This window comes from Streptomyces sp. NPDC001194 (assembly GCF_042896985.1).
Lineage (GTDB): Bacteria > Actinomycetota > Actinomycetes > Streptomycetales > Streptomycetaceae > Streptomyces.
This window is the reverse complement of record NZ_JBIAXU010000001.1, coordinates 432,823-446,791: the sequence shown is the minus strand read 5'-3', so window position 1 is coordinate 446,791 and position 13,969 is coordinate 432,823. Positions and strand designations below refer to the sequence as shown.

The following is a 13,969-nucleotide window of genomic DNA, read 5'->3' as shown; positions in this document are numbered from 1 at the left end:
GCGCCCCCCTGGCGGTGGGGCGCCCCCGATCCGGGTCCCGGATCACGTGCAGTACTGCGCCTGCTTCCCGATCGAGCGGTACATGCAGTCCGCGTTCTCCAGCAGCTGCAGCACGGCGTCGCGGTTGCGCGACGTCTCGCGCTCGATCACCTCGTCCGGCGGGTAGAAGCCGCCCCCGCTGCCGGACTCGGACGGGTACATCTCGAAGGTGTACGTGAAGATCTTCTGGTTGCCCCACAGCCAGTCGTCGATCGTCCCGTCCGTGATGTACAGGTCGCTCGACTGCTCCGGCGTGTAGCCGTTGCTGCGGGCCATGCTCGTGCCGATGGTCTTGTAGACGGCCAGGTCGTCCGCCGTCAGGCCCGGCGCGGTGTCGTTGTACGTCCACCCGAACGGCCACAGCACCAGCTGGCTGTACGTGTGGAAGTCGATCGAGGCGGTGATCTGCTGCTTGCCGCCGATCACCCGGCTGCGCACGAAGTCCGCGACCACCTTCACCTCGGGGGCCGACTCGCCGGCCGCCCCGCGGTAGGTCTCGGAGCTCTTGCTGCTGCTGGAGCCGCCGCAGCAGCCCCACTTGTAGTCCCAGTTGCGGTTCAGGTCGGTGCCGACGTACGAGGAGCCGGAATTCGGCTGCCGGTTCTTGCGCCAGGAGCGGTACGAGCCGGTCGCGATGTCGTACTCGCCGCCGTCCGGGTTGAGGTCGGGCACGACCCAGATCTCGCGGCCGTTGACCATGTTGGTGATCCGCGAGTCGGTGCCGTACTTGGAGCCGAACTCCTTGAGCAGGTAGAGCGCCATCTCGACGGTCAGGTGCTCGCGGGCGTGCTGGTGGTGCGTGAAGAGCACTTCCGGCTCGTTCTCGTCGGTCGCGACGTTGTCGCTGATCTTGATGGCGACGATGTCCCGGCCCTGGTACGACTTCCCGATCACCTTCTTGCTCATGATCGAGGGGTACTGCGCGATGCGCTGGTCGATCTCCGCGCTGGCCTCGGCATAGTTGTGGTACATCGAGTCCTTGGACGGGAAGTCCATCGGGTTCGCCGCGACCCCCCGCTCGGAGCGGTCGGGCGGCCCGGGCAGCGCGGTCAGCTTGTAGCCGAGCGCCCGCAGCTCCTTGGCCTGCATGGGGTCGGCGCTGACGACGACCGAGCGGGCGTCGACCTCGTCGATCGAGACGCCCGTACGGAGCAGGGCCGTTCGTTCGGCCGCCGTGGCCGGGCCCTTGATCTCGTACTGGGTGACGGCCTCGTCCTGGGTGGCGGTCGAGGGGGTCGGCGGCGGTGCCGCCGTCGCGCTCATGCCGTAGGCGGGTGCGCCGAGCGCGAGAGCGAGCAGGGCCGCCGTGACGGCGGCCCTGCGTCGGGTGTGGAGCCGCATGCGTTCTCCTGGGTGGGAGTGTGGGGGTAGCCGTGCGGACGCGCACAGCGTGCTCTTCTGGCATGTCCCGGTCAAGAACTCCATTCCGGCCAGATCCGCCGCGATGGCGGCCCGCCGGTCGGCCACCCACCGGGACGGCCCACCCCCACACGTACCGCCTAGGGCAGGGCGTGAACCTTCGGACCCACCGAGTTGGACCAAGCGCCACCCGCCTTGGCGTCCCAGTTGGTCGACCAGGTCATCGCGCCGCGCAGCCCCGGGTAGGTCCTGGACGGCTTGAACGACCCGCAGTTCGTGCCCCTGGCCAGGCAGTCCAGGGCGTTGTTCACGATGGTCGGGGAGACGTACCCGCTGCCCGCGCCGCTCGGTGAGGCCGGCACGCCGATGCCCACCTGCGAGGGGTCGAGCCCGCCCTCCAGCTGGATGCAGGCCAGCGCGGTGAGGAAGTCCACCGAGCCCTGCGAGTAGACCTTGCCGTCGCAGCCGTTCATCGAGCCGCTGTTGTAGTACTGCATGTTGACGACGGTCAGGATGTCCTTGATGTTCAGGGCCGTCTTGAAGTAGCCGCCCGACGTCGACTGCATGTCGATGGTCTGCGGGGCCATCGTGATGACGAGCGAGGAGCCGGCCTTGGCGGACAGCGAGCGCAGCGCCTGCGTCATGTAGGTCGGGTTGAGTCCGTTCTCCAGGTCGATGTCGATCCCGCTGAAGCCGTACTCCTGCATCAGCGCGTACGCCGAGTTCGCCAGGTTGTTCGCGGAGGTCGAGTCGTTCACCGAGATGGTGCCCTTCTCGCCGCCGACGGAGAGGATGACGGACTTGCCGGCGGCCTTCTTCGCGGCGATGTCGGCCTTGAACTGGGCGACCGTGTAGCCGCCGAGACCGGCCGAGTCGAGGTTGAAGGCGATGGCCCCGGGCGTGGTCGTGGCATCGGCGAAGGAGACCGCGATGATGTCGTACTGGGCCGGGACGTCGGAGATCTTCTGGACGGTCGCGCCGTTGTTGAAGTTCTGCCAGTAGCCGGTCAGCGCGTGCCTGGGCACCGACGGGTTCGGGTCCGGGTTGCCGCCGCCGGTCGTCGTGCCGGTCACCGCCGCCGACCTGGGGCCCTCGCCCGCCGCGTTGTAGGCGCTCACCTGGAAGGAGTACGAGGTGGCGGCGGTCAGCCCGGTGATCTGGGCGGGGGAGCCGGTCACGGTCTTGACGCGGACTCCGTCCTGATAGACGTGATAGCCGCTCGCCCCGCTGACCGCGTTCCACGAAAGGGTGAGCCCGTTCGCGCTCTGGCCGGAAACGGCGGCCCCGCCCGGGGCGCCGGGGACGGACGGGCCGGGGTCGGTGCCGCCGCCCCCGTCCGGGCCGAAGACGCTGAAGTCGTCGACGACGTAGGCGGGCTGCCCGTACCAGCCGTGCGTCCACACCGTGACCTGCGTGGTGCTCGCGCCCGTGGTGAAGGTGGTGGAGAGCTGCTGCCAGCCGCCGCCCGAGCCCGGGGTCCAGGTGGACACGTCCTGCGTGCCGGTCCCGGTCACGCCGAGGTACACGTACGAGCCCTGCACCTGCTCGCTGAGCGTGTACGTCGAGTTCGGCTTGACCTTGACGGTCTGACTGCACTGCGCGCTGTCCTGACCCGCCGGGGTGCCCTTGAGGGCGGCGGCCCCCGCGTGGACGGGCGAGGAGACGACGGCCCCGCTCCCGGAGCTGCAGGTCCAGTCGGCGAGACCGGACTCGAAGCCTCCGTTGCGTACGACGTTGATGTCGGCGGCCTGCGCGGTGCCGGCCGCGAGGGCCGTCAGGCCGCCTGCGGTCAGGGTGGCGGCGCCCAGGAGGGCGAGCGAGCGTATGCGGTTCACGTGGTCTCCGTGGGGGGAGAAGGGGATGTGAAGGGGGAGGTGGAACTGGTGAGCGAACGCGGCCGGAGTCGTGGGTGGGGGGAACCCCGGTGGCGCGTCGCCGCGTTGGGGCCAAGTTGGTCCAGACCAATCCCCCTGTCAAGACTCTTTGCAATGTGGCTTGAATTGATCGGCCCTCCGATCCCGGATGTCCGGGTTTCCCGCCACCTGTGACCGGGGCCGCCAGTACGGGAATCACCAAGGCCCTGCCCCGCCAGGGACGACGCGGATATGGTGCTGGGGCAAGGGGGAAGGGCGCCGATTGTTTGCGGTCGCGCAGGGGTGCGCGTACGCGACGGCTGCGCCGACGTATGGGGCGTACGGGGTGAACAGGGGGATTCGCGTGCCGACCGCCATTGCCGTCACCAGCGCCGATCTGGTGCTGCCGGCCCCCGACCGGCACACGCCGCCGGCCGCCGTCCTGCATCCGCCCGGACGGATCGACCTCGCCGGCGCCCTCGCCGAGACGAGCGCCCTGCTGGAGCGCCACGGCCACCTCGTGGCCGTCGTACCGCCCTGGCTGCCGACCGCGACCGTCCGGCGGCTGCACACCGTGCGGGCCATCCTGGAGACCGACCGGATCGCCCTCGTCGACATCGATCTGCCCCCGCTGGCCACGGCCCTGCTGGTACGTCAGCTGCGCCAGCTCAGCGTCTGCGACTTCAGCCCCGGAGTCATCGCCTCCGCCGCCCGGCTGCTGTCCCACTACATCCACGCCGGGGCCCTGCTCGGCTCCGTGGCCAAACTGGACCGGGTCCCGGTCGGCCTCAAGGCGCACGCCCGCTCCTGGTCGCCGAGCGCGCAGTTCGCCGTACTGGCCCACCCGACCCCGTACCTGGCCAAGCTGTCCGGCTCCGGCGGCGGGGGCGCGCACGCCGGGGGCTCCGCCCTGCCGCCCGGCCCCGCGTACGCCACCCACCTCACCTTCGCGCGCGGCCAGCTCGCCTCCGACTGGGTGGCGGCCGAACTGGCCCCCGCCTGGCGGGTCCAGGGCGTCATGGAGAACCCGCTCCCGGCCGACTCGCCCGCCTGGTGGGCCACGCCGAAGCTGGTCGAGTTCGCCGCCGCCATCCCCGACCCGTCTGTGCTCTACCAGCTGGTCGCCTCCGTCCGCCGGGAGGAGTGCCACTGGTGCGGCCTCGAACTCATCGGCGACCGCTGCGGATTCTGCGCCGCGCCCCTGGCCGCCCCGCCGCCGGCCGAGACCGGGGGCCGGACCGCACCGTCGGCCTTCGCCGGCGCCCCCAGACCAAGACACTGACCGGCTGAACGATCGAAGAACGGCGAGGTAGTACGGCCCATGAACTCACGCCAGCGCCGCGGCGTCATCCTGCTGCTCCTGTCGGTCCTGTGCGCCCTCGCGGCGTTCGGCGGGGTCCTCGTGGTGATCGGCGACGTCAATTCCAAGGTCGGGGCAGAGGTCACCGCCTATCGCGCCAAGGGGGACATCCCGCCGTACAGCCCGCTGTCGGCGGGCCAGTTCGAGGAAGTCTCCATCCCCCGGCGCTGGCTGTCCGACACCGCCGTCACCGACCTCGGCCTGCTCAAGGACAAGATCGCGCTCACCACCCTGCGCAGGGGCTCGCTGCTCCAGTCGGACATGTTCGTCGACAAGCCGCAGCTCCAGGCCGGGGAGCAGGAGATCGCCATCATGATCGACGCGGCGACCGGGGTGGCCGGCAAGATCTACTCCGGGGCCAAGGTCAACATCATCGCCACCTTCAAGGGCGCCAAGGACACCGAGCCCGCCCGCTCGGTGATCATCGTGGCCAACGCCCGCGTCCTGAACGTCGGCAAGCTCACCGCCCTCGACAAGGACAGCGACAAGAAGGGCCCCGCCGAGGCGGTCCCGATCACCTTCGCCCTGAACACCAAGGACACCCAGCGCGTCGCGTACGCCGAGTCCTTCGCGGAGCACGTACGCCTGGCCCTGGTGGCCCCCGGCACCGACTCCGCGCCCGGCCCGGGCGACCGTACGTACACCCTCGACGGGGACAAGTGAGGCCCGGATGACCACCCGAATCCTCCCCGCGGCCGGCGACCCGGACGCCGCCCGCGCCATCTCCACCCTCCTCAGCCAGCTGCCGGCCGCCGAGCCGGGCGCCCCGGTCCCCGACTCCACCACGCTGCTCGACACCCTGGGGCGGCTGGCCGCCGAGTCCATCGACGAACTGCCCGAGGTCGTCCTCGTCCACGAGCGGATCGGCCCGGTGCCCGCGCTCGACCTCATCCGCGAGGTCGCGCTCCGCTTCCCGGCCGTGGGCGTGGTGCTGGTGTCCTCGGACACCGGACCGGCCGTCTTCTCCGCCGCCATGGACTCGGGCGCACGGGGGCTGATCGGGCTGCCGCTCGCCTACGAGGAACTCGCCGCCCGCGTCCAGGCCGCCGCCCAGTGGTCCGTGGGCGTGCGCCGCCACCTGGGCCGGGGAGCCGACGTGTTCACCGGCCCCGGCGGCAAGGTGGTCACCGTCACCGGGGCCAAGGGCGGCGTCGGCGCCACCTTCACCGCCGTCCAGTTCGCGCTGGCCGCGGCCGCCTCGGGACGGCGTACGGCCCTCGTCGACATGGACCTCCAGGCCGGCGACGTCGGCTCCTACCTCGACGTGCAGTTCCGGCGCTCGATCGCCGACCTCGCCGGGATCCACGACATCTCCCCGCGCGTGCTCCAGGACGCGGTGTACGAGGACCGGACGGGGCTCGCGCTGCTGCTGGCCCCGGCGGAGGGGGAGCGCGGCGAGGAGGTCGACGAACGCGCCGCCCGGCACATCGTCGGCGCCCTGCGCAGCCGGTACGAGCTCGTCGTCATCGACTGCGGCACCCAGGTGACCGGCGCGAACGCCGCCGCGGTGGAGATGGCGGACGTCGCGGTCCTGGTCACCACGCCCGACGTGGTCTGCGTACGGGCGGCCAAGCGGCTGGTCCGGATGTGGGAGCGGCTCCAGGTCCGCAAGGCGGAGGACACCGCGATGGTGGTCAACCGCTGGAGCAAGCACACGGAGATCCAGCCCTCGCTGATCGAGAAGATCACCAAGACGCGGGCCACCCGGACCCCAGTCCCGGCGGCCTTCAAGGAGCTCCAGGCGGTGGTGGACGCGGGCCGGGTGCAGGACCTCGACAACCGCTCCAGCGTGAAGCAGGCGCTGTGGACGCTGGCCGGCGAACTCGGCCTGCTGACGGCCCCGTCCGCGGGGGAGCCCGAAGCCGCCGGCGCGGGGCACCCGGGCGCGGCCCTCGCCGTACGGGCCGCGGGCCCGGTGGCGCGGCTGCGCCGCGGCCGGGAGGGCTGACGGATGCCCGCGCGCAGACCCGTCGGGAGCGCCCGGGGCGATCGCGGCCAGGTGGCGCTCGAGTTCGTCGGCATGGTGCCGCTGATCCTGCTGCTCGTGGCGGCGGTGTGGGAGTGCGTGCTGATCGGGTACGCGTTCTCCCTGGCGGGCAACGCGGCGGACGAGGCGGCCCGGGTGGGCGCGGTGCACGGGGACGGGGCGTGCGAGGCCGCCGCGGGCCGGCACATCGGGGGCGCCTGGCACATGCGCGTGCGCTGCGGGGAGTCGGGCGACGTCTACAAGGCGACGGTGGAACTGGGCGTCCCGGTCTTCTTCCCGGGCCTGGACATCGGTACGCCGATCACGGGCCAGGGCGGCTCCCCGAAGGAAGAGGAGGACTGAGGTGAGACGAGACCGGGACCGGGGCCAAGTGGCCCTGGAGTACATCGGCTTCATCCCGATCCTGCTGTTCGTCGCGCTCTGCGGGATCCAGCTCGGCTGGGTCGCGTACGTGGAGCAGCAGGCGGACACCGCCGCCCGCACCGCCGCCCGGGTGGAGGCCCGCAGGGGCGAGGGCGGGGCGGCGGCCGGCAAGGCGGCGATCCGGCCCGGCCTCGCCTCGCTCGCGCAGATCGACGTCGACCCGGGGCCCGACGCGGTCACGGCGACGGCCCGCATCACCGTCAAGTCGATCGTGCCCGGCCTGGACTCGTACACGGCCGAACGCACGGCCGTCATGCCCAACGACGATCCGAAGGGGTGACCGCACCATGAGCCTGCGTTCCCGCGTCAACACCCCCGACGACCGGTACAGTCCGCGCGAGGACGGCCGGCTGGTCTCCGCGTACCGGGCGAAGCTGCTCGAGGAGATCGACCTCGCCGAGATGTCCGCGCTCGCGCCCGCGGAGCGCCGGGCCCGGCTGGAGCGCGTGCTCGGGCACATCATCAGCCGCGAGGGCCCGGTCCTGTCCACCGTCGAGCGGGCGCAGCTGATCCGCCGGGTCGTGGACGAGGCGCTCGGCCTCGGCGTGCTCGAACCGCTCCTCGAAGACGCCTCGATCTCCGAGATCATGGTCAACGGACCGGACCAGATCTTCGTCGAGCGCGCCGGCCGCGTCGAGCAGCTGCCCCTGCGCTTCGCCTCCAACGAGCAGCTGATGCAGACCATCGAGCGCATCGTCTCCACCGTCAACCGCCGGGTGGACGAGGCGAATCCGATGGTCGACGCCCGCCTGCCCAGTGGCGAGCGCGTCAACGTGATCATCCCGCCGCTGTCGCTGACCGGGGCCACGCTCACGATCCGGCGCTTCCCGCGCGCGTTCACCCTGCACGAGATGATCGGCCTCGGCTCGCTGGACGAGCAGATGCTCCTGCTGCTGTCCGGCCTGGTCCAGGCGAAGATGAACGTCATCGTCTCCGGGGCCACCGGCACCGGGAAGACCACGCTCCTCAACGCCCTCTCCGGCCTGATCCCGGAGGGCGAGCGGATCATCACCATCGAGGACTCGGCGGAGCTCCAGCTCCAGCAGGCCCACGTCATCCGCCTCGAATCCCGCCCGGCGAACGTGGAGGGCAAGGGCCGGATCACCATCCGCGACCTCGTACGCAACTCCCTGCGCATGCGCCCCGACCGCATCATCGTCGGCGAGGTCCGCGGCGGCGAGACCCTCGACATGCTCCAGGCGATGTCCACCGGCCACGACGGCTCCCTCGCCACCGTCCACGCGAACAGCGCCGAGGACGCGCTCATGCGCCTGCAGACCCTCGCCTCCATGTCCGAGGTGGAGGTCCCCTTCGAGGCCCTCCAGGACCAGATCAACAGCGCGGTGAACGTGGTCGTCCAGCTGACCCGGTTCGGCGACGGCTCGCGCCGCCTCACCGAGATCGCCATCCTCGACTCGCACGGCCGCGAGCCCTTCCGCATCACCACCGTCTGCCGGTTCGCCGCCCAGCCGATGGGCGCCGACGGGCGCGTCCACGGGTACTTCGAGTACTACCCGCTGCCGCGCCGGATCGCGGACCGCCTCTACATGAACAACCAGCCGATCCCGCAGGCCTTCGGGGTCGCCATGTCCGACGACCAGCTCGCCACCCGCATCACCCGGACCGTCCTGTGAACCCACTGATCCTCCTCACCCTCGCCGTCACCCTGCTGGCCTGCGTCCTCGTGGTCGCGGGCGTCCAGGCGTACGCCGCCGGCCGCGCCCAGCGCGCCGCCCTCGTCGAACGCCTCGCCGCGGACGGCGCGCCGGAGCGGTCGGGCCGCAGGCGCCGCTTCTCCGGCGTGGACCGGCGCCTGCGCCGCACCGCGCTCGGCAAGCGGATCGAGCTGAAGCTGGCCGTGACCGGCCTGGACCTCACCCCGGGCGAGTTCTTCGTCTACGTGCTGATGTCCGTCGCCGGGGTGTGGCTGGTCGCGGCGAGCTTCCTGGCCCCGTTCTTCGGCCCGGTGGCCGCGCTGATCGGCCTGTGGGCGGCCGACGCCTTCCTCAACTGGCAGCGGGCGCGCCGCAACGAGCGCTTCATCAACCAGCTGCCCGAGCTCGCCCGCATCCTCGCCAACGCCACCCAGGCCGGGCTGGCCCTGCGTACGGCCATCGCCATAGCGGCGGAGGAACTGGAGGCCCCGGCGGGCGAGGAGCTCTCGCGGGTCGCCGACCGCCTCGCCGTAGGCCACTCCATCGAGGAGTCGCTGGGCGAGATCGCCGAACGGCTTCCCTCGCGGGAACTGGTCGTACTGGTGTCGACGCTGGTGCTGTCCGCGCGGGCGGGCGGCGCGATCGTCGGCAGCCTGCGCAACCTGACCGTGACGCTGGAGCAGCGCAAGGAGACGCGGCGCGAGGTCCGCACCCAGCTCTCCCAGGTGACCGTGACGGCCTATCTGGTGCCGGCGATCGGACTCGGTTCGCTGCTGCTGGTGAACGCGATGATGCCGGGCGCGCTGGACCGGATGACCGGCGCCTTCATCGGCCAGACGGCGGTGCTGGTGGCCATCGGGCTGTTCACGCTCGGGTTCGTGCTGATCCGCCGGCTCTCGAAGATCGACGTGTGAGGGGGCGACGACGGACATGACGGCTCTGCTGCTGGCCCTGTTGCTGGGGGTGTCGGTCTTCGGCGTCTTCCACGGCGTCCGCCTCTACCGCGCCGACGTCAAACTGCCGAGCGACCTCGCGCTCGCCCTCGAGGTCGGCGCCACCCGTACGACGGCCGTCGGCTCCGCCGTCGACCGGCTGGGCATCCGCTGGGCACCGCTCGTCCTGCGGCTGATGGGCCCGAACCGGGTCGCCCGCAAGCGCCGCCAGATCGACCTGGCGGGCAATCCGGCGGGCCTGACCATGGACCGGTACGCGGCGCGGCGCGCCGTGTACGGGTTCCTGGGCGCGCTCGGCGCCTTCTCGATGCTGATCAACGGGCAGCTCGTACCGGCCCTGCTGATGGTCGCGTTCGGCCTGTTCTGGATCGAGGTCGGCCTGTGGTCGGCGATCCGGGTCCGCCGGGACCACATCGAGCGGACCCTGCCGGACTTCCTGGACGTGCTCGCTGTCGTGGTGAGCGCGGGGCTCGGCTTCCGGCAGGCGCTGGAGCGCGTGGCGGCCAAGTACGACGGCCCCTGGTCGGACGAGATCCGGATCACCCTGCAGCAGATGGACATGGGCGTCAGCCGCCGCCAGGCCTTCGACGAGCTGCGGCGGCGCAACGACTCCGAGCAGGTGGCGCAGTTCGTGACGGCGCTCCTGCAGGGGGAGGAGCTGGGCTCGCCGATCGTGGACACGCTGATCGCGATCGCCGAGGACATGCGCCGTACGGATGCCCAGAACGCCCGCCGCCGAGCGGCCCGGGCGGTTCCGAAGGCCACGTTCGCGGTGACCATGTTCATGCTGCCGGGAACGCTGATCCTGCTGGTCTGCGGCTTCGTGTACGGCGCGGACGTCGACTTCGGCGCGCTGCTCGGGGGCGGGTGACATGGCGGTCCTCCACATCCCCCTCGCGGGGCGCTCCGTACGCGGGAAGACGGCGGGGGAACCCTCCCCCGCCCTGCGGGCCAACGCCCTGCAGGCGCTCTCCCGCCGGGTCTTCGCCTTCCGCATGGTGATGATCGGCCTGGGCGCGCCGCTGGCCCTGGGGCGCACCGCCGCCGGCGGGCCGACGTACCTCGTGGGCGGCGCGGTCCTGCTCACCTTCATGCTCTCGTACGTGCTCTTCCGCGACTGGGAGCGCTTCGGGCCGCTGCTGCTGCGCCACCGGTGGCTGCTGGCCCCGGACCTGGCGTGCTGCGTGCTGCTGATGGTCACGGCGCGGCCCGAATCCCCCCTCGGCTTCGCCGTGCTCTGCACACCGCTGCTGGCCGGGCTGGTCCACGGGTGGCGCGGCTCGGCGGTCTACGCGGCTCTGGCGGCGGTGGCCGTGGCCGCCGTGGCCGTCGGGCCGACACTGCCGGCGCTGTGCCTGCTGGCGGGGGCGGCCGGAGCCTCGCTCCGGGACCTCCTCTTCCGCTTCGGCGCGGCCAGCCAGGCCCTGACGGAGACCCGGGCCCGGCTGGCGGCGGCCGAGGCGGTGCGCGCCGAACGGGACCACCTGGCCCGCGAGATGCACGACTCGGTGGCCAAGACCCTGCACGGCCTGGCCCTGGCGGCGGACGCCCTCGCCCGCACCACGGACCCGGCGGCCCTGCGCCGCCAGGCCGCCTTCCTCTCCGGCGCGGCCCGCGCGGCGGCGGCGGAGTCCCGGGCGCTCCTGACGGACCTGCGCCGGGAGGCGCAGGCGCCGGGGGTCTCGCTGTCGGACGAACTCCGCCGCCTGGCCACCGCCGCGGACGCGGAGTTCCGCACGCGGGGGGTCCTCCCGCCGTTCCCCTGCGCGGTGGCGCACCACGTCCTGTCCATCACCTCGGAGGCCCTGGAGAACGCCCGCCGCCACGCGGGGGCCTCGTGCGTACGGGTCGAGGCGGAGGCGGGCGCCGACGCCCTCACCCTGACCGTCGAGGACGACGGCTGCGGCCTCCCGCCCGACGCCCGGCACCGCGGGGACCGCTTCGGCCTCCTCGGCATGACGGAACGAGCGGCGGCGATCGGAGCCCGCCTGCACATCGGCCCCGGGCGGTCCGGCCCCGGCCGGTCCGGCCCGGGGACGGTGGTCCGACTGGACCTCCCGCTCACGGCACCGACCCCGGAGGGGGGCCCGTGAAGCCGCTCCGCGTCCTGATCGCAGACGACAACCCGGTGGTGCGGGCGGGCCTCGCCGCACTGCTGGCGACGGCGGAGGACATGGAGGTCGCCGCCCAGGCGGCCGACGGCCGCGAAGCCCTGGGCCTGACCCGCCGGCACGCCCCGGACGTGATCCTGCTGGACGTGCGCATGCCGGGCGTCGACGGCATCTCGGCCCTGCCGCACCTCGTACAGCTGGCGCCCGTACTGATGCTGACGTACAGCCGGGAGTCGGAGGTGGTCCGAGAAGCGCTCCTGCTGGGCGCGGGCGGCTACCTGGTCCACGGCGAATTCACCCCGGAGGACCTGCTCCGCGCGGTCCGCGACGTGCGCGAGGGCCGCGCCCACTTCACGGCGACGGCGGCGAGCGCCCTCCTCGCGGAACTCCGGACCTCTTCGCAACCGCAACGAAATGTGGCACGCTCTCCTGAGAGGCTTCACAACTCGGTTCTCTTCGGCCTGAGTTCGAGGGAGGTGGAGATCATGGATCTGATCGCGTCCGGGATGAGCAACCAGCAGATCGCGGCCACCTGCTTCATCAGCGAGAAGACGGTGAAGAACCACATCAACCGCATCTTCGCGAAGCTCCAGAGCACGAGCCGCAGCGAGGCGATAGCGCGCTGGCTGGGAACCGCCCGTCCAGGGGTGAGCGGCCATGGGTAGACGGAGTGCGCAGTGGGTCCGTAATTGGGCCCCGGGACCCTTGGTTATCGCCGGTGACTCCCCGTACGGTCCGCAAACCAACAGCGTCACCGGCCCGGGAGGAAACCCCCATGTTGCAGAACACCCTGGCGAGGATGCGGCACCGGTACGGAACGAAGGCCAACCGGGACCGGGGCCAGACGGCCTTCGAATACCTGGGCATCATCCTGGTGGTGGTGGTCATCATCGGCGCGATCGTCGGCACGGGCATCGGCCAGAGCATCACCAACAAGATCAAGGATCAGATCACCGCCATCACAGCGGGCAAGTGACTCCAACCCGACGCGGTGATCGAGGGCAGGCCTTCCCCATTTACGTCGTGGTGATCGCCGGCCTGCTCTTCGCCGCGTTGGCGTTCTTCGCGGTCGGCATGGCCGGTGCGACACGCAGCAATGCCCAGGGCGCGGCGGATGCCGGGGCGCTCGCTGCCGCGCGCGAAGCGAGGGACAACGTATTCCTGGGCCTTGACCTGCTCAGCCTCACGCCCGCCGACTGGGAGAAGATCGTCAATGGCGATCTCCTCAACGGGAAGGGCGCATGCGGCAAGGCCGTCGACTTCGCCACCTTGAACGACGCCCAGGCGGAGTGCGAACCGGCCCTGCCCAGGTTCACGGTCAAGGTCACGACCAATGGCACAGTCGGAAATTCGGTCGTGCCCGGTGCCGGCGGGATGAAGGGCAAAGCCACGGCCACGGCCCTGATCGAACCGCGGTGCGCTCTGCGGTCGGCTCCCACCCCGGCTCCCACGCCCACGACCACACCGGGACCGACACCGAGCCCATCTCCCTCGCCCGGGGCGGGGAGTGTCACCTTCGTGTGCAGTGGGAAGACCCTCACGTTGGATCCGGCGAAACCAGGCTCGTTGTCCCGGCTGACGAGAACACTCTTCAGTGTGCGACTGGTCGACTGACAGCGAACGAGAGACAAGGAAACGGCGTAGATGAGCATGCGGCACAGGGTGCAGGTCCGCGGGGGAGCGGCCGTTGCGGTTGCGGCGGTCTTGGCCCTCACGTTGGCCGGATGCGGCGGCAGTGACGACAAGCCGTCAGGTGCGCAAAGCTCCTCCGCCCCGAAACCGGCAGGGGGCACCTCGCAGGATCCGTCGGCCGGGAACCAGAGTTCAGCCCCACCCGCAGTGATCGCGACGGCAGCCGGGGAGGACGGGGTCGTCCTCGAAGTCAATGAGGCCAAGCGCGATGCCGGCGGCTTCCTCACGGTGAGCGGTCAGTTCAAGAACAATGGCGACAAGGACTTCAGCCACACCACGGCATGGCGCGGCAACGAGCTCACGGGCAGCGGCGAGTCGGTCGCGGGGGCCACGCTGGTCGACAAGGCAGGCAAGAAGCGCTACTACGTGCTGCGTGACACCGAAGGACGGTGTCTGTGCACCACAGGCGTGAACTCGATCGGAGCGGGCAAGTCGATGCCGTTCTTCGTCCAGTTCCCCGCGCCCCCGACGAACACTGCAGAGGTTGAGTTCAACCTCCCCACCTTCGCAACGGCCACCATCAAAATCTCCGGGTGA

Annotated in this window: 15 protein-coding genes; 13 read left to right on the top strand and 2 right to left on the bottom strand. The window is 71.4% G+C overall.

The window, feature by feature from the left end:
- Positions 1-42: 42 nt before the first annotated feature.
- Together ACFY1T_RS02110 and ACFY1T_RS02105 are read right to left on the bottom strand one after the other, a co-directional pair.
- Positions 43-1,380: a M14 family metallopeptidase gene (locus ACFY1T_RS02110; RefSeq protein WP_390786594.1), complete on the bottom strand. Its 1,338-nt coding sequence runs from the start codon at positions 1,378-1,380 to the stop codon at positions 43-45.
- Between the two features lie 158 nt (positions 1,381-1,538).
- Positions 1,539-3,233: a chitinase gene (locus tag ACFY1T_RS02105; protein ID WP_390786593.1), complete on the bottom strand. Its 1,695-nt coding sequence runs from the start codon at positions 3,231-3,233 to the stop codon at positions 1,539-1,541.
- A gap of 382 nt (positions 3,234-3,615) precedes the next feature.
- On the opposite strand from ACFY1T_RS02105, the gene ACFY1T_RS02100 reads away from it, so the two are divergent.
- The 13 genes from ACFY1T_RS02100 (at position 3,616) to ACFY1T_RS02040 (ending at position 13,969) form a co-directional block, all read left to right on the top strand.
- A complete protein-coding gene (locus ACFY1T_RS02100) occupies positions 3,616-4,533 on the top strand; it encodes a hypothetical protein (RefSeq protein ID WP_390786592.1) in 918 nt (305 codons plus the stop codon).
- A 39-nt stretch (positions 4,534-4,572) separates the two neighbouring features.
- Complete coding sequence (gene cpaB / locus ACFY1T_RS02095) at positions 4,573-5,274, top strand: Flp pilus assembly protein CpaB (RefSeq protein WP_390786591.1); 702 nt, start codon at positions 4,573-4,575, stop codon at positions 5,272-5,274.
- Positions 5,275-5,281: 7 nt separating this feature from the next.
- The gene (locus tag ACFY1T_RS02090; protein ID WP_390786590.1) at positions 5,282-6,559 is read left to right on the top strand and encodes a CpaE family protein; all 1,278 of its coding nucleotides are present in this window, start codon (positions 5,282-5,284) and stop codon (positions 6,557-6,559) included.
- Between the two features lie 3 nt (positions 6,560-6,562).
- Complete coding sequence (locus ACFY1T_RS02085; protein WP_390786589.1) at positions 6,563-6,940, top strand: TadE/TadG family type IV pilus assembly protein; 378 nt, start codon at positions 6,563-6,565, stop codon at positions 6,938-6,940.
- Between the two features lies 1 nt (position 6,941).
- Positions 6,942-7,301, top strand: a complete 360-nt coding sequence (locus ACFY1T_RS02080; RefSeq protein ID WP_390786588.1) for a TadE/TadG family type IV pilus assembly protein — start codon at positions 6,942-6,944, stop codon at positions 7,299-7,301.
- A 7-nt stretch (positions 7,302-7,308) separates the two neighbouring features.
- Positions 7,309-8,655 (top strand): CpaF family protein, encoded by a 1,347-nt coding sequence (locus ACFY1T_RS02075; protein WP_390786587.1) that lies wholly within the window; start codon positions 7,309-7,311, stop codon positions 8,653-8,655.
- Entirely contained in the window at positions 8,652-9,590 is a 939-nt protein-coding gene (locus ACFY1T_RS02070) for a type II secretion system F family protein (protein ID WP_390786586.1), read from the top strand. Before ACFY1T_RS02075 ends, ACFY1T_RS02070 begins: the two co-directional genes overlap by 4 nt.
- Positions 9,591-9,606: 16 nt before the next feature.
- A complete protein-coding gene (locus tag ACFY1T_RS02065; protein WP_390786585.1) occupies positions 9,607-10,500 on the top strand; it encodes a DUF5936 domain-containing protein in 894 nt (297 codons plus the stop codon).
- A 1-nt stretch (position 10,501) separates the two neighbouring features.
- Positions 10,502-11,722 carry a sensor histidine kinase gene (locus ACFY1T_RS02060; protein WP_390786584.1) on the top strand — a complete coding sequence of 407 codons (1,221 nt, stop codon included), beginning with the start codon at positions 10,502-10,504 and terminating at the stop codon, positions 11,720-11,722.
- Positions 11,719-12,405, top strand: coding sequence for a response regulator (locus tag ACFY1T_RS02055; protein ID WP_390786583.1), 687 nt, complete (start codon positions 11,719-11,721; stop codon positions 12,403-12,405). The genes ACFY1T_RS02060 and ACFY1T_RS02055 overlap by 4 nt, the downstream gene beginning before the upstream one ends.
- Before the next feature lie 110 nt (positions 12,406-12,515).
- On the top strand, positions 12,516-12,716 hold the full coding sequence (locus ACFY1T_RS02050) for a hypothetical protein (RefSeq protein ID WP_390786582.1): 201 nt from the start codon (positions 12,516-12,518) through the stop codon (positions 12,714-12,716).
- A complete protein-coding gene (locus tag ACFY1T_RS02045; RefSeq protein ID WP_390786581.1) occupies positions 12,713-13,354 on the top strand; it encodes a pilus assembly protein TadG-related protein in 642 nt (213 codons plus the stop codon). Before ACFY1T_RS02050 ends, ACFY1T_RS02045 begins: the two co-directional genes overlap by 4 nt.
- 30 nt (positions 13,355-13,384) lie before the next feature.
- Positions 13,385-13,969, top strand: coding sequence for a hypothetical protein (locus ACFY1T_RS02040; RefSeq protein WP_390786580.1), 585 nt, complete (start codon positions 13,385-13,387; stop codon positions 13,967-13,969).